This is a genomic window from Streptomyces sp. NPDC020192 (assembly GCF_044388685.1).
Taxonomy (GTDB): Bacteria; Actinomycetota; Actinomycetes; order Streptomycetales; family Streptomycetaceae; genus Streptomyces.
Map to the genome: position 1 here is coordinate 133220 of NZ_JBIRXG010000008.1, position 15264 is coordinate 148483.

General features: G+C 70.3%; 12 protein-coding genes. 5 read left to right on the forward strand and 7 right to left on the reverse strand.

All coding sequences use genetic code 11. The features are described from left to right. A complete protein-coding gene (locus ACH47Z_RS17635) occupies positions 1-1077 on the forward strand; it encodes an FUSC family protein (protein ID WP_399074480.1) in 1077 nt (358 codons plus the stop codon). A gap of 18 nt (positions 1078-1095) precedes the next feature. Here the strand turns inward: ACH47Z_RS17635 and ACH47Z_RS17640 are convergent, their stop codons facing one another. Next, positions 1096-1278 (reverse strand): DUF397 domain-containing protein, encoded by a 183-nt coding sequence (locus ACH47Z_RS17640; RefSeq protein ID WP_399074482.1) that lies wholly within the window; start codon positions 1276-1278, stop codon positions 1096-1098. Between the two features lie 84 nt (positions 1279-1362). On the opposite strand from ACH47Z_RS17640, the gene ACH47Z_RS17645 reads away from it, so the two are divergent. Further along, positions 1363-1692, forward strand: a complete 330-nt coding sequence (locus ACH47Z_RS17645; protein ID WP_399074484.1) for a hypothetical protein — start codon at positions 1363-1365, stop codon at positions 1690-1692. 80 nt (positions 1693-1772) lie between these two features. Here ACH47Z_RS17645 and ACH47Z_RS17650 read toward each other — a convergent pair whose 3' ends face one another. Continuing rightward, positions 1773-2372, reverse strand: coding sequence for a YceI family protein (locus tag ACH47Z_RS17650; protein ID WP_399074486.1), 600 nt, complete (start codon positions 2370-2372; stop codon positions 1773-1775). A gap of 169 nt (positions 2373-2541) precedes the next feature. Here ACH47Z_RS17650 and ACH47Z_RS17655 point away from each other — a divergent pair, with 169 nt between their 5' ends. The 3 genes from ACH47Z_RS17655 (at position 2542) to ACH47Z_RS17665 (ending at position 6852) form a co-directional block, all read left to right on the forward strand. Continuing rightward, positions 2542-4854, forward strand: coding sequence for a polysaccharide lyase 8 family protein (locus ACH47Z_RS17655; RefSeq protein WP_399074488.1), 2313 nt, complete (start codon positions 2542-2544; stop codon positions 4852-4854). A 154-nt stretch (positions 4855-5008) separates the two neighbouring features. Then, positions 5009-6604, forward strand: a complete 1596-nt coding sequence (locus ACH47Z_RS17660) for an acyl-CoA carboxylase subunit beta (protein ID WP_399074490.1) — start codon at positions 5009-5011, stop codon at positions 6602-6604. A gap of 56 nt (positions 6605-6660) precedes the next feature. Next, a complete protein-coding gene (locus tag ACH47Z_RS17665; RefSeq protein ID WP_399074492.1) occupies positions 6661-6852 on the forward strand; it encodes an acyl-CoA carboxylase subunit epsilon in 192 nt (63 codons plus the stop codon). 67 nt (positions 6853-6919) lie between these two features. On the opposite strand, the gene ACH47Z_RS17670 is transcribed toward ACH47Z_RS17665, so the two are convergent. The 5 genes from ACH47Z_RS17670 to ACH47Z_RS17690 all read right to left on the reverse strand — a co-directional run bounded on the left by ACH47Z_RS17670 (position 6920) and on the right by ACH47Z_RS17690 (position 14961). After that, on the reverse strand, positions 6920-9940 hold the full coding sequence (locus tag ACH47Z_RS17670; RefSeq protein ID WP_399074494.1) for an NACHT domain-containing protein: 3021 nt from the start codon (positions 9938-9940) through the stop codon (positions 6920-6922). Between the two features lie 93 nt (positions 9941-10033). Beyond that, positions 10034-10615: an ATP/GTP-binding protein gene (locus ACH47Z_RS17675; RefSeq protein WP_026248371.1), complete on the reverse strand. Its 582-nt coding sequence runs from the start codon at positions 10613-10615 to the stop codon at positions 10034-10036. Then, complete coding sequence (locus tag ACH47Z_RS17680) at positions 10596-11171, reverse strand: DUF742 domain-containing protein (RefSeq protein ID WP_399074496.1); 576 nt, start codon at positions 11169-11171, stop codon at positions 10596-10598. Before ACH47Z_RS17680 ends, ACH47Z_RS17675 begins: the two co-directional genes overlap by 20 nt. Before the next feature lie 96 nt (positions 11172-11267). After that, complete coding sequence (locus ACH47Z_RS17685; protein ID WP_003993185.1) at positions 11268-11681, reverse strand: roadblock/LC7 domain-containing protein; 414 nt, start codon at positions 11679-11681, stop codon at positions 11268-11270. 10 nt (positions 11682-11691) lie between these two features. Next, positions 11692-14961 carry a nitrate- and nitrite sensing domain-containing protein gene (locus ACH47Z_RS17690; protein ID WP_399074498.1) on the reverse strand — a complete coding sequence of 1090 codons (3270 nt, stop codon included), beginning with the start codon at positions 14959-14961 and terminating at the stop codon, positions 11692-11694. Positions 14962-15264 lie beyond the last annotated feature (303 nt).

Genomic DNA, 15264 nt, shown 5'->3' on the forward strand with positions numbered 1-15264 from the left:
ATGACGGCGGTTCTGCTCTGCTGGGGCATCTCCCTGTGGCTGGAGGGCGCGGCCGGACTCCACACCGACGTGCTCGTGCTCGCGGTCGCGCTGCCCCTCACCCTGTCCTCGACCCAGCGCACCGCACCGACGAGCCGCAGGCTCACGGCGCTGGTGCTGCTGCCGGTGACGGTCGCCGGAGCCCAGTTCCTGGGCCGGCTGATCATGCACCACTACGCGGTGGGCGCGGCCGCGTTCACGGCGGGCATCTCCCTGTGCATCTGGATCCGCCGCTACGGCCCTACGGCGACCAAGCTGGGCACACTACTGACCCTGCCGTTCGTGGCGCTGCTGATCGTCCCGGGCCCGGCGCTGCCCCCGGCGGCGGAGAGCGGACTGGTGAGCTGGTTCTGGTCGGCGGTGATCGGCCTGCTGGCGTGCGGGTGCGTCTGGCTGGTCCAGTCCCTCGCCGACCGCTACGGCCCCTGGCGCCCGGACCCCGAACAGCCCACGCCCCACCGGCCCTCCCACCTCCACCCACGCCCCAGCACCCGCATGGCACTGCAGATGGCGGCCGGCGTGGCCCTGGCCTTCCTCTGCGGTCGCCTGCTGTTCGACGACCACTGGCCGTGGGCGGTGCTCACGGCGTACGTGGCGGCGAGCGGCAACCGGGGCCGAACGGACGTCCTCCGGAAGGGAGTCGAGCGCTTCGCCGGTGCGACGGCGGGCACGCTCCTGGGCACCGGTGTGGCAGCGGCGGGCATCACCGGCCGGGCGTCGGTGGCGGCGATGTTCGCGGTGCTGACCGTGGCCCTGTGGCTGCGCCCGCTGAGCTACGCCTACTGGGCAGCCGGAATGACCACGGCCCTGTCCCTGCTCCTCGGCTACTTCGGCCAGAACGCGGTGAGTCTGCTGCCGACCCGCCTTGCCGCTATAGCCGTGGGCGCGGCGTTGTCGGTGGCGGCGGCCTGGTGGCTACTGCCGGTTCAGCGGCGGATGCGGCCCCAGCCGTCGGAGCGCGCGGGCGTCGACGTTCAGGACGTACGTCCCGTGCCAACGCCCGTCGTCACGCCGCCCGCACATGAGGTCGATCCGTAGCTCCTGCTCCGCGAACATTCAGCAGGCGATGCCGTCAAGGAACTCACTCCAGGTGTCGGGGGAGAGGGTGAGGACGGGGCCGGTGGGGTTCTTGGAGTCGCGGACGTGGACGGTGGCGGGGTGGGTGGCAACCTCGACGCAGTTGCCGCCCTCGCTGCCGCTGTAGCTGGACTTGAACCATGCCAGTGCTGCGGTGTTCATGACTCTCCAAGCAGTCCATTCAGGAGGCGCACGCTCTCGTCGGGAGAGAGCGCCTGTGACCGCCTTCCCCTGCTGGACCGGGGCATGGCCGAGCAGGTCTGGAAGAGTTCCCGGTCGCGCTTCCTCTCTGCCGTCGTGGGGCCGCACTTCGAGCAGATCTGTCGCGAGTGGGTGACCCACTTCGCGGCGCCGGAGACCTTCGAGGGCATGCCGATCGACGTTTCCTGCGGCACGGTCCCGGGCCGGACGGCGCGTACGAGCCACGAGGTCGACGTCGTGGTACGAGGTGCCGTGGGCCAGGACAACGGGAAGTCGACACCTCGGCCGTACGTCTCGCCTGCTACAGCGGTGCGGGCTTCACGGACGGGCTGCGTGCCGCCGGGGAGCGGGGAGATGCGGTGCTCGTGGACCTGAGGCGGCTGTACGAAGGCGAATGAGGTCCGGGCCGGGGCGCATGACCGACCCCGGCCCCCGGACCGAACCGCCCTCAGACCTCACGCGTTCTTGATCGCCGAGATGTCGAAGTTCAGCTTGATCTTGTCGGAGACGAGGACGCCGCCGGTCTCCAGGGCCGCGTTCCAGGTCAGGCCCCACTCCGAGCGCAGGATCTCGGTCTTGCCCTCGAAGCCGACGCGCTCGTTGCCGAAGGGGTCCTTCGCGGCGCCGTTGAACTCCAGGTCGATGGTGATCTGCTTGGTCGTGCCGAGGATGGAGAGGTCGCCGGTGATGCGGTAGTCGTCGCCGCCGAGGGCCTCCGCCTTGGTGGAGCGGAAGGTCATGACCGGGAACTCGTCGATCTTGAAGAAGTCCGACGACTTCAGGTGCCCGTCACGGTCGGCGCTGCCGGTGTCGACGCTGGCCATCTGGATGTCGAGGCCGGCGGTGGACTTGCTCGGGTCCGCGCCGTCCAGGTGCAGCGAGCCCGTGAAGTCGTTGAAGACGCCCTTGACGTTGGTGACCATGGCGTGCCGGGCCGTGAAGCCGATCGTGGTGTGGGCCGGGTCGATCGTGTAGTCACCGGTCAGCGCGGTCAGGTCGGCGTCCGTGCCGGTGCTGGTCGCGGGGGTGGTGGCCTTGCGGCTGAAGATGCCCATGTTGTGCTCCAAAAAAGTGTCTGTTGAACGTTAAACGAACTCGATGGATCCGACGGTAGACCCATTCAGTTCGGTTTTCAACATCATCCGCAACGTATCTTCATCGTCGCACTCAGTGATGCCGCGCGCCCCCTGGCGGCCCGCGCGGAACTCGGGCACCATCCCGGGCATGCGCAGGACCGGACCGACCCGACGCGCTCTCCTGCTGGCCGCCGCCCTCACCCCCGCCCTGGCCTCCCACGCCTCCGCGGACGGCGATCCCTACGACACCCTGCGCCGCCGCTGGCTCGGCATCGCCCTCGGCGCGGGATACGACCCGGCCGCCGAGCCGTACGCCTCCCGGCTCGCCCAACTCGGCACCCTGGCAGGTGACTTCAGCAGCACCATGGCCCCCGCCCCCGACTCCCTGTGGCCCGGCCACCCCTTCGACCCGCCGTCCGGCATCACCTACAGCTACGGCCGGCTGTGGACCATGGCCCAGGCCTGGGCCCAGCCCGGCACCGGCCGCACCGGCGACCCCGCGCTCCTCGACGCCGTCCTGCGCGGCCTCGACCATCTCTCCGCCCGCGTCTACAACCCCTCGACCAGCCGCTACGGCAACTGGTGGGAGTGGCAGATCGGCAGCCCCCGGCTGCTCATGGACATCACCGCCGCCCTGTACGACCAGCTCGGCGCGGCCCGCATCGCCTCGGCCTGCGCGGCCGTGGACCACTTCATCCCGGACGCGATGCTCACCGACTACTCCGGCACCTCCACCGGAGCCAACCGCGTCGACCTCGCCCGCTCCGTCGTCCTGCGCGGCATCCTGGGGCGTGACGACGCGAAGATCTCCCTCGCGCGGGACGCCCTCTCGCCCGTCTTCCCGTACGTCAGCCAGGGCGACGGGCTCTACGCCGACGGCTCCTTCGTGCAGCACACCTGGGTCGCCTACGCGGGGACGTACGGCCAGGTCCTGCTCGACGGCCTCGGGCGGCTGTTCGCCCTGCTCGCCGGGTCGCCCTGGGACGTCACCGACCCCGCCCGGCAGAACATCCTGGACGCCGTCGAGCACGCCTTCGCGCCCCTGATCCACGACGGGCTCGTCATGGACGGCGTCAACGGCCGTGCCGTCAGCCGGGGTTACCTCTCCGGTGACGACCTGCACCTCATGCGCAGCGACCACTTCCACGGGCAGGCACTCGTCGCCGCGATCGCGCTGCTCGCGGGCGGGGCGGGGGAGGGGCGGCGGGGGGAGTGGTACGGCCTGGTGAAGGGCTGGATCCAACGGGACACCGTCACGCCTCTTTTGACGGCCGGTCAGTTCGGTGTGGCCGATCTCGCGCGGCTGCACGCCATCGCCGCCGCGCCCGTCCCGCCGGCCGCCGAACCCCTCGGCCACCGGCTCTTCCCGGCCATGGACCGCGCCGTCCACCGCGGCTCCCGCTTCACCGCCGCCCTCTCCATGGCCAGTGACCGCATCGCCCACTACGAGTGCGGCAACGGCGAGAACCCGCGCGGCTGGCACACCGGTTCGGGGATGCTGTACTGGTGGCCGCGAGGGCGCAGTGACCAGTACACCGACTGGTTCTGGCCGACCGTCGACTGGTACCGGCTGCCCGGCACCACCGTCTCCACCCGGCGCCTCCCCGACCGTGTCGGCGGCGAGTGGGGCGCGCCCAAGCCGGACGTGCGCTGGGTCGGCGGGACGACGGACGGCACGTACGCGGCCGTCGGCCAGCACCTCAAGGGCCTCGGCTCGACCCTTCAGGCCCACAAGTCCTGGTTCTTCCTCGACGACTGTGTGGTCTGCCTCGGCGCCGGGATCACCTGTACCGACGGCGTCCCGGTCGAGACGGTCGTGGACAACCGCAACCTGGGGGAGAACGGCACCCAGGCCTTCGTACGCGGCCGGCGCTGGGCCCACCTCGAAGGGCACGGCGGCTGGATCCTGCCGTGCGGAGGCGAACTGCGCGCTCTCCGCGAGGACCGCACCGGCGCCTGGTCCGACATCAACACGGGGAGTACGTCCGAGCGGCGCACCCGGCGCTGGCAGACCCTGTGGCTCGACCACGGCACCGACCCGGCCGACGCCGGCTATGCCTACATCCTGCTGCCCGGCGCCACCCGTGCCGAGACCGAGGTCAGGGCCGCCGACGGCCGCCGACTGTGCATCCTCGCCAACGACACCGCCCGGCAGGCCGTCGCCGTCCCCCGGCTGGGGCTGAGCGCGGCGAACTTCTGGCGGGCCGGTACCGTGGGAGACCTGACCGTCTCGGGCGGGGCGAGCGTGCTCGTCGTACGCCGGGGCCGCACGGCCACCCTCCACATCGGCGAGCCGCCGCGCACGGGCGTACCGCTGGAGGTCGACTGGGACCGCCCGGTGCGCGAGGTGGTCCGCGCCGGCGACGGGGTGGAGGTGCTCTCGGCGGACGGCCGTCTGAGGCTCCGCGTCACCCCGGGGATGGCATGTGAGAGCCATGTATGTGAGGTGGCTCTCAGGTGACGCCTTTGTGCCCTCCCTACAACCCCGGCGCCCTCTGAGCAGTCGGAACGGCTGCACGTGCCGATGGTTCTGTTCACTCGTACCAGGAAAACGGGCTGGAGACTGTACGGAGTCGACGGCTCGCTTTTCTTGGTGTCCTTCGTAAGGTCACTACATGACCGTTTTGGAAGAGACGACGGGTGAACCGACCGGCGAGCCGGCGGACGCGCGCGGACGGGTCGCCGAGCTGCACGAGATCCGTGCCAGGGCCGTGGCGGGCCCGAGCGAGAAGGCGACGGCGGCGCAGCACGCCAAGGGCAAGCTGACGGCCCGGGAGCGCATCGAGCTGCTCCTCGACCCGGGGTCCTTCCAGGAGGTCGAGCAGCTGCGCCGGCACCGGGCGAGCGGCTTCGGCCTGGAGGCGAAGAAGCCGTACACCGACGGTGTCATCACCGGCTGGGGCACGGTCGAGGGCCGTACGGTCTTCGTGTACGCGCACGACTTCCGGATCTTCGGCGGCGCGCTGGGCGAGGCCCACGCCACCAAGATCCACAAGATCATGGACATGGCCATCGCGGCCGGTGCCCCGCTGGTCTCCCTGAACGACGGCGCGGGCGCCCGCATCCAGGAGGGTGTCAGCGCGCTCGCGGGCTACGGCGGCATCTTCCAGCGCAACACCAAGGCGAGCGGTGTCATCCCGCAGATCTCGGTCATGCTCGGCCCGTGCGCGGGCGGTGCGGCGTACAGCCCCGCCCTGACGGACTTCGTCTTCATGGTCCGCGAGACGTCCCAGATGTTCATCACCGGCCCGGACGTGGTCAAGGCGGTGACGGGCGAGGAGATCACCCAGAACGGCCTGGGCGGCGCGGACGTCCACGCCGAGACGAGCGGTGTCTGCCACTTCGCGTACGACGACGAGGAGACCTGCCTCGCCGAGGTCCGCTACCTGATCTCACTGCTCCCGCAGAACAACCGCGAGAACCCCCCGCGGGTGGAGTGCGCGGACCCGGTGGACCGCCGGTCGGACGTCCTGCTGGACCTGGTCCCGGCGGACGGCAACCGGCCGTACGACATGACCAAGGTCATCGAGGAGATCGTCGACGACGGCGACTACCTGGAGGTCCACGAGCGCTGGGCGCGGAACATCATCTGCGCGCTGGCCCGCATGGACGGCCAGGTGGTCGGCATCATCGCCAACCAGCCGCAGGTGCTGGCAGGCGTCCTCGACATCGAGGCATCGGAAAAAGCTGCGCGCTTTGTCCAGATGTGTGACGCTTTCAATGTCCCGATCGTCACCTTCCTGGACGTGCCGGGGTTCCTCCCTGGTGTCGACCAGGAGCACGGCGGAATCATCCGCCACGGCGCGAAGCTCCTCTACGCCTACTGCAACGCGACCGTGCCGAGGATTTCGCTCATCCTGCGCAAGGCGTACGGAGGTGCCTACATCGTCATGGACTCCCAGTCGATCGGCGCCGACCTCACCTACGCGTGGCCCACGAACGAGATCGCCGTGATGGGCGCGGAGGGCGCCGCCAACGTCATCTTCCGCCGCCAGATCGCCGAGGCCGAGGACCCCGAGGCCATGCGGGGGCGGATGGTCAAGGAGTACAAGTCCGAGCTGATGCACCCGTACTACGCGGCCGAGCGCGGCCTGGTCGACGACGTGATCGACCCGGCGGAGACCCGCGAGGTCCTGGTGAAGTCCCTGGCGATGCTCCAGTCGAAGCACGCCGACCTGCCCTCCCGCAAGCACGGCAACCCGCCGCAGTAACCGAGCGGACCCGCCGCGGCAACCCCGCGGACCCCTTTCCCACGGAGACTGAACCCATGAGCACTCCCGACATCCGCGTCGAGAAGGGCCACGCCGAGCCCGAGGAAGTCGCCGCCATCACGGCCGTCCTCCTGGCCCGCGCGGCCGCCCGCACCTCCGTCACCCCGACCCGCCGCACCCGCCCCAGGGCCGGCTGGCGCCGCCTGGAGCGCGAGGGCGGCTTCCGCGCGCCGCACAGCTGGCACTGAGCCCCGCGTTGCCCGACCGCGGCCCCGCTTCTCCCTTCGGGAGGGCGGGGCCGCGGTGCGTGGTGGGTCAGTGGACGACGACCGTCACGCCGGGGAAGTCCAGGGCGTGGGGGTCCTCCGGGAGCGTGCAGCCGCTCAGGGCCAGGCGCTCCAGCTTGGGCGGGGTGAAGTCCGGCGAGCGCAGCCAGGCGGCGACGTCGAAGTGGTGAAGACCCAGCCAGAGACCCGGCACGGCGGTCACCGTGTTCAGACCCCTCGGTATTCCCTGCTCCTGGGTGTAGAGGTCCAGGATGGCGATGTCCTGCTGTTCGGCGAGGGGGGTCAGGTCGGCGCCCGGGCTCACGATGAGGGCCAGACGCCGGGTCTGCGGTCCCAGGCGCAGGGTGCGCAGAGTCTGTGCGTCCCGCACCTCGAGCACCAGTTGCTGCAGCCGGGGAAGATCCCGGAGCACGGCTGGGTCGGACATCGGTACATCGCCGGCCAGACCGAAGAATTCCAGCTCCGGGTGGGCCCGGAGGGCGGACAGGTCGCCCCCCTTCTTCGGTGAGACGACGGACAGACTGACGAGAGGCGGCAGTTCGCCAACCGCCGTGAAGTCGTCGAGCGGATAGGCGATGGCGACGGTGTCCACGCCTCCCAGGCGGGACAACAGACGCAACTGGCCGGAGTGGGTGACGTCGACCACCCGCCCGCGCAGCGGCACCCGGCACAGGACCTGCTCCACGTAGGCTTCCGCGTCGAAGTAGCCCCAGGCGTGGATCAGCTCCTTGACGACGGCGTTCCGTTCATCGCCCACGTAACCGGCCAACAGGTCCAGCGCCTCCCTGCCTCCGATGAGCGCCACCGTCCGAACGGTCTGAGCGGCTGCCTTCTCCGTCAGCTCCCGAAGCGAGCGCGGCAACTTCGGCAAAAGGCTCGTCCCCACCGCTGCCAGCCCGGCCGGTTCCGTCGGCCGACGCGGCGGCAGCAACGCGTCGACCGCCGCATCCAGTCGGTCCGCCAGCCCCTCGGAGACCTCTGGAACCGTCTCCTGACAAGCCGCCGCCAGCAGGCGCAGCTTCCGCGCGTGCCGGTGTTCGTCCCTCGCCCGGTCCAGGATCCCGCCCAGCAGTTCCTCCCGCTGAGGCCGGTTGGCGTGGCCCGCCGCCATGATGATGGTCTCGCGCCACAGGTCGAGGTGAGCACGCTCGACCAGATTGCCGATCCGGTCTTCCTCGGCCGCTTCCTCGGCCGCGAGGTACTCCTGAAACGTGCGGTGCACGAAGTCCAGGCGGCCCACAGCGGGGGACCGCAGCACCCCGGACCGGTCCCGCAGTTGCTCCAGCACCTTGCCGCCGTTGTGCTCCTCCAGATGCCGCATCCCCGCGAGCTTCCTGCCCACATGCACGGCCGCCTGCTCCACCGCGATCTCGCTGCGATTGTTGTCCGACAACCGCCACGCCAGGTCCCGCAGCAACACCAGCTTGTCGCCCAGGCTCAGTCGGCTGTCCACCGCACTGGGCACGTTCCGGTCCGCGTCCCGCTCATGCACCAGCGTGTGCAGCGCGTTCCGGTACAGCTCCATCCGGTCGCGCGGGAGTTGGCTGCCCCGGTTCAGGTGCATCGCGCACAGCATCGCCGCCAGCAACGGCGTGCCCGCCAGCGACTGCAGATGCGGCCGGTCCTTCAGACTCGTCAGCAACGACTCCTCGTAACGCGGCAGTTCCTCCACCGTGCACGGCAGCTCCTCGCCCAGCTCCCGTACCGCCTGATGCCACTGCCGTACGAAGGCCGCCAGGTCGGGCGGTGTCATCCGGTCCAGGTGGAGGGCAGTGAACTCCTCCCGGCGCAGCCAGTCCGCGCCGGCCGCCGCCGGACGTGAGGTGACGACCACCCGCACGTCCCCGTAAGCCATCAACAGCTTGTGCAGCCACTCCCGTACCCCCCGCCGCTCGGTGTCCAGCAGCTCGTCCACGCCGTCGATCAGCAACAGGGCCTTGCCGTCGGCCAGTTGACGCTCCACCCATGCCTTCGGCATCACCCCGGTGATCTGGCCGGCCACCGAGTCGAGCATCGCCTCCGGCTGGGGCAGGGCCCGCCCGCTGTACTCCCGCAGCTTCACGAGAACCGGTGTCAGGCCGTTCCAGTCGGCCAGCTCCCCGGTGAAGGCGCCGCGTGCCGCCGTGACAGCCAGCCAGCGCAGCAGCGTGGTCTTCCCCGAGCCGGCCTCGCCTCGCAGCAGCACCCGCGAGGAACCTCCGAGCGCCGCCTCGACCCGCATCCCGGCGCCCTCGCCCCCACCGGTCTCCCAGTCGCTCATGTCCGGCCGCAGCAGCGGCAGCGCGTGCCTGGCCGACCGGCGCCGGGCTCCGCCCTCGTCCCCCGTCGCCCGCAGGCTGATGTACGCCACCGACAGCCGTACCTGCGCGGCCGCCCGGTCGGACGTACGACGGAATAGCTCGACCTCGTCCAGGCCGGTGCTGACCAGCTCCAGATACCGGCGCCGGAACCCCCCGTCCCGGTCCGTCCCCTCCGGCGCGAACAACGACCGGTCCGGCAGCCGCTCCAGTACCCGGGCGATCTCCGCACCCAAAGACGTCGTACGACCGAGCAGTTCGGTCAGCGCACGCTCCTCGTACACCGGCAGACCCTGCACGATCCGCACGTAGTACTCGACGCACTCCGCGAACAGCACCTCGTACAGCCGGGTCTCCGCCTCACCGAACCCCACCGGTGGCCCAACTGCTCCCGTCACCCGCCGCACGAGCTCCGCCGGATGCGCGTCCGCGGCCAGGATCGCCTCGTCCGACAGATCCGCCGCCCCGAACGTGTCGCAGACCCCGTCGATCACCGCCTGCCGGCTGCTCTCCTCCAGCCCCCCGAACTCCCGCTCCAGGAACGGCGCCAGCCGGTCGTACACCGCGTCCGCGATCTCCTCGAACTGGCGCCGCACGCCCCGCTGGTACCGGAGCCCCGACACTCGCAGCCGTATCAGCTCGGACATCTCCAGCCGGCGATCCTGCTCCCGCCGCCTGCCGCCCAGCCACATGTCGGCCGCGGCCTTCGCCACGGTCGTCCCCAGCCGTAACGCCGCCGCCTCAGCGCTCATCGCATGCCCCCTCCGGTGTGGTGACCAGTGTGGCAGCCGGGTACGACAAAGGGGCCCTTCCGGAACGGAAGGGCCCCCTTGTACAGAGACTCGCTAGCGCAGGCGGGCCATCAGCGCGTGCTCCACCAGCGTGATCAGCGCCGACTTCGCGTCCGCGCGGTGGCGGGCGTCCGTCGTGATGATCGGGGTGTCGGGGCCGATCTGGAGGGCCTCGCGGACCTCGTCGGGGTTGTACGGCTGGTTGCCGTCGAAGCCGTTGAGGGCGATCACGAAGGGGAGGCCCGAGTTCTCGAAGTAGTCGACCGCGGGGAAGCAGTCGGCGAGACGGCGGGTGTCCACCAGGACGATCGCGCCGATCGCGCCGCGTACGAGGTCGTCCCACATGAACCAGAAGCGGTCCTGGCCCGGTGTACCGAAGAGGTAGAGGATCAGGTCCTGGTCGAGGGTGATGCGGCCGAAGTCCATGGCCACCGTGGTGGTGGTCTTGTCTCCGGTGTGGGTGAGGTCGTCGATGCCCGCGGACGCGGACGTCATGACGGCCTCGGTGCGCAGCGGGTTGATCTCCGAGACGGCGCCGACGAACGTGGTCTTGCCCACGCCGAAGCCGCCCGCCACCACGATCTTCGCTGAGGTGGTGGAGCGGGAAGGACCGCCGCTAGAGCTTGCGAAGTCCACTGAGCACCCTTTCGAGCAGTGTCACGTCTGGCTGGCCACCGGCGTTCTCGTCGCCGCCGGGCTGATGGATGGCGACCAGGCCCGCCTCCGCCAAGTCGGCGACGAGGATCCTGGCCACGCCGAGGGGGATCGTCAGGAGCGCGGAGATCTCGGCTACCGACTTGATCTCACGGCAGAGGTTGCAGATCCGCTGATGCTCGGGCAGCTGGCCCTGCATCTGGTGCGGAGCGGCGGTGGTGTGCACCAGTGCCTCGATGGCGAGCTGGTAGCGCGGGCGGGTCCGGCCGCCGGTCATGGCGTACGGACGCACCAGGGGGTTGTTCGATGCGGTCGCGGGGGCCGGCTCGGGGCGGCGCTGCGGTTGCACCGGCTGGATGCGGGGGGCCGGTGGCTGGTCGTACGGCGACGGACCGGGGCCCTGCGGTGCGTACGGCTGCCGGTGGCTCGGTGCGGAGGGGAAGTTGTACCGGTTCGCCGAGCCGTCGCCCTGGCCCTGGCCCTGGCCAGGGCCGTACGACCAGTTGCCCGTATGCGAACCGCCTGGGGGTGTTGCCACTTTCTCTCCTCCTCCGACTGCGCCGGGCACCCATCACTGTGGAGCCGCGTCCCGAAACCTTACGGCCCCGGGACGCGAATACGCACCGTCCGATTATTAGTTGAGAAGGCTCCCCTGGAGCTCCGCACGGAGATCCGGGGTCAGGACCGTGCCCGCGCGGTCCACCAGAAGGGCCATCTCGTACCCGATGAGGCCGATGTCCGCTTCCGGGTGGGCCAGAACCGCGAGCGAGGAGCCGTCGGATACGGACATGATGAAGAGGAATCCCCGCTCCATCTCCACAACCGTCTGGTTCACGGCGCCTCCCTCGAAGATCCGGGAGGCGCCTGCCGTCAGTGACGTCAGACCGGATGCGACGGCCGCGAGCTGGTCGGCTCGGTCGCGGGGGAAGCCTTCGGACATCGCCAGAAGGAGTCCGTCGGCGGAGACCACCACCGTGTGGGACACCCCCGGGGTGTTGTCCACGAAGTTGGTGATCAACCAGTTCAGGTTCTGTGCCGCCTGGCTCATCGGGCTCACACTAACGCTCCTGGTTGTAGGTGCTGTCAGGACCGAAGCCCTGGCCGTTCGTTTCACTGCCTGCGCTGCGTCCGCGCTGGACGCCCCGGCGCAGGTTGCTCAGCCTGCCCCGGACGTCCTCCGGGGCGCGGGAGACCTGTGGGCCCCCCTGGGGGGTGGTTTCGGCGGAACCCTCGACCAGATTGGCCTTGGGCACCCGCCGCGGCAGACCGGAGGCGGTGACCCCGCCTGCCTTCGGCTTCCTGAGCTGCGCGGCCTGCTGCCACCGCTCGTCGTTCGCCGAGCGCCAGGCACTGTTGCCGTTCGCTCCGGGAGCGCCCGTCGGTGCGGGCGCCGGCGCTTCCTGCTGCACACGCGCCGTGCCGTTCGCGGCACTCGAGCCGTTGGAACCGCTCGGGGCGGATCCGCGGCGGGGCAGCCCGGCGTCGGTCAGCTCGTGGGCGGCGGGAGAGGCCGGTCCCGGACGGTCGAAGCCTACGCGGTTCCGCTCACTTGCGTCATCGGCCTGCGAGGATTCCGTCTCCGGAGCGTACTGGGCCGGATAGCCGTTCGTGTAGCTGTCCTGCTGCGGCCAGTCGTCCTGGTAGGAGTGCGACTGGGCCGGCTCCTCGTACGCCGGATCGGGGTAACCGCCGCCCGCGGGTGCCGAGAAGCCGTCGTTCTGCGGCAGGCCACCGTTCGGCGCGAAGAACTGGTCCCCGTACGAGCCGTGCTGCTGCTCCTCGTACGAGACCTGCTGCGGCTCCTCGTACGACGGCTCCTGGAAGTTCTGCTGCGCCGGTTGCTGGTAGGCCTGCTGGGCCGGCTCCTGGTAGCCCTGCTGCGGCAGGTCCTGGTACGTCTGCTGCCCGTCGAACAGCGGGTCGGCGTACGGCGCGGGCGCCTCGGCCTCCTGCTGCGCGTGCTGCGGCTCGGCCGGCTGCTGCCCGTGGGACTGGGCCTCCAGGGCCGCCCGGCGCTCCTCGCGCATCAGGGAGCGGCCGACCGGGTCCAGGTCGCGGATGTCGTCGGGGACCTCCACGTACCGGCTGTCGTCGAAGCCCAGCTCGGCGGCGGTGCGCATCGGCTGCGCCTGGCCGAAGGGCTCACCCTGGAACTGCTGCTCCGGGATGATCTGCGAGACGGTGAACTCCTCGCGGTCCAGCGGCGCCTCGCCGCCACCGCCGTGCGTGATCGCGTCCGGCAGCATGACCAGGGAGGTCGTACCGGCCTGCTCGCCCGAGGGGCGCAGCTGGACGCGGATGCCGTGCCGGTCGGACAGCCGGCCGACCACGAACAGGCCCATGCGCTGGGAGATCGCGGCGTCCACGGTCGGCGGGTTGGCCAGCTTGTGGTTGATGTCCGCGAAGTCCTCGGCGGTCAGGCCGATGCCCTTGTCGTGGATCTCGATCATGATGCGGCCGTCGGGGAGACGGGTCGCGGTGACGCGGACCTTGGTCTGCGGGGAGGAGAACGTGGTGGCGTTCTCCAGCAGCTCGGCGAGCAGGTGCACGAGGTCGGTGACCGCGCGGCCGTGGATCTCGGCCTCCGGCACGCCGGACAGCTCGATGCGCTCGTACTGCTCCACCTCGGAGGAGGCGGCGCGCAGCACGTCGACCAGCGGGACCGGCTGGTCCCAGCGGCGGCCGGGCTCCTCGCCCGCGAGGACCAGGAGGTTCTCGCCGTTGCGGCGCATACGGGTGGCCAGGTGGTCCAGCCTGAAGAGGTTCTCCAGCTGGTCCGGGTCGGCCTCGTTGTTCTCCAGGTCGGTGATCAGGGTCAGCTGGCCCTCGATCAGCGACTGGTTGCGGCGCGACAGGTTGGTGAAGATCGCGTTGATGTTGCCCCGCAGCAGGGCCTGCTCGGAGGCGAGCCGGACCGCTTCGCGGTGGACCTGGTCGAAGGCGCGGGCGACCTCGCCGATCTCGTCCTTGGTGGTGATCGGGATCGGCGTGACCCGGGTGTCGACCCGGCCGGGGTCGGTGCGCGAGAGCTGGTCGACCAGCATCGGCAGCCGCTGCTCGGCGATGCCGAAGGCGGCGTTACGCAGCTGGCGCATCGAGCGGCTCATCTGACGGGCCACCGTACCGGCCAGGATGAAGGCCAGCAGCAGGGCGACCACGACGACGGCGCCGGTGATGAACGCGGAGTTCTTGGCGTCGTCGGCGATGGACGAGGCCTCGTTCACCGCCTTGTCGGCCATGCCCGACTCGATGTCGCGGTAGGCGTTGAACTTGAGCGTGTTGACCGCCCACCAGTTCTCCGCGGTGATGCCCTTCTGGGCGAGCACCGCACGCGCGGCGGGGTCGGTGGAGTCCAGCGTGGCGAGCGCCGTGACCATCTTCTGCGGGTCGGACGGCGGCGGGATGTAGTTCGGGTCCTTGGCCTTGGCCTGCTGGGCCATCCCCACGGCCTTGGTCTGGATGTCCTTCTTCTCCGCGTCCAGCTTGTCCGCGTCGGCCTGGGTGCCACCGCCGATGTACTCCTCGACGGCGATGCCCTCCAGATAGGCGTACGAGGAGATGGCGACGCGCTGGCTGGCAAGGTTCGGGGCGTCGGGGCCCGGCTTGACCAGGATGTGCATGCCGATCGACCGCTCCAGCGACAGGGCCGCCTTGGTGAGCGAGATGGCGTAGACGGTACGGCCGTAGGAGGTGATGTTGCCGGTGCCCAGACCGAGCTCGTTGGCGAACTCCATCAGCGGGTGGGCGACCTTGACGTAGCCCTCCTCGGTCTGCACGCCGGTGAACTTGGTGGTGTACGCGCCGGCGCGCAGCGTCTGCAGGAAGGGCTCCGCCTCGCGGAACAGCTTCAGCCGCCGCTCCAGGCCCGACTTGTGCGGCATGTTCTGGGCCGCCTGGTCGAAGGCGTCGGCGGCCTTGTCCGTCGCGTCACGGGCCGCCGAGACGGTCGCCTTGTCCTGGGCGGTCGCCAGCTTGCCCTTGAGCAGGGGAGCCGTGGTGGTGTCCCGCTCGCTGTAGAGGGCGTCGGCGTACGACAGCGAGGCGCGCACCAGACGGGCGGTGTTCTCGGCGTCGCGGGCCTGCTGCCAGGTGTCGATCGAGTTCTTCACCTGGAAGCCGCCCATGACGAGGCCGACCGCCACGGGTATGAGCAGGATCGCGTTCAGTCTGGTCGGTACCCGCCAGTTGCGCGGGGAGAAACGGCCGCCGCTCGGGGCCGGGGTGGCCGCCGGTTCCGCGCCGGTAACGGGGGTGGGCGCCGCAGCGCGCGGCGGCGGGGTGAAGTTGCCCCGTGCCGACGGCTCGGGACCGTTCTTGCTTCGCCTCACTCGACCAACAACCTCTCGGCGGTCGGCACCTACGTCGTGCCGCAGTCTCTCAGAGCCCGGTTCGTCATCGACCATTGAGTACGTCTTTGACTATTGGGCAGTTCAGGCATTCCAGCACGTGGACCAGTGCTCTTCCAAACAGCGGAAACCTCTGATGAGCCCCGATGTAAGCCCTAGATAAAACGGGCATAAAGAGCGAGCCCCGCCAAAAGGCGGGGCCTTCGTGAGCGCAGCGGTACAGCCTGACTGCGTCGCGTGGTGATACCCGGGGATTCCTCTGCCGAACTGTTATGAACACCGGAG

Bases quoted from the DNA above. Each gene is read 5' to 3' on its own strand.
- ACH47Z_RS17635 (WP_399074480.1), top strand. From the start codon at position 1: ATGACGGCGGTTCTGCTCTGCTGGGGCATCTCCCTGTGGCTGGAGGGC.
- ACH47Z_RS17640 (WP_399074482.1), bottom strand. From the start codon at position 1,278: ATGAACACCGCAGCACTGGCATGGTTCAAGTCCAGCTACAGCGGCAGC.
- ACH47Z_RS17645 (WP_399074484.1), top strand. From the start codon at position 1,363: ATGGCCGAGCAGGTCTGGAAGAGTTCCCGGTCGCGCTTCCTCTCTGCC.
- ACH47Z_RS17650 (WP_399074486.1), bottom strand. From the start codon at position 2,372: ATGGGCATCTTCAGCCGCAAGGCCACCACCCCCGCGACCAGCACCGGC.
- ACH47Z_RS17655 (WP_399074488.1), top strand. From the start codon at position 2,542: ATGCGCAGGACCGGACCGACCCGACGCGCTCTCCTGCTGGCCGCCGCC.
- ACH47Z_RS17660 (WP_399074490.1), top strand. From the start codon at position 5,009: ATGACCGTTTTGGAAGAGACGACGGGTGAACCGACCGGCGAGCCGGCG.
- ACH47Z_RS17665 (WP_399074492.1), top strand. From the start codon at position 6,661: ATGAGCACTCCCGACATCCGCGTCGAGAAGGGCCACGCCGAGCCCGAG.
- ACH47Z_RS17670 (WP_399074494.1), bottom strand. From the start codon at position 9,940: ATGAGCGCTGAGGCGGCGGCGTTACGGCTGGGGACGACCGTGGCGAAG.
- ACH47Z_RS17685 (WP_003993185.1), bottom strand. From the start codon at position 11,681: ATGAGCCAGGCGGCACAGAACCTGAACTGGTTGATCACCAACTTCGTG.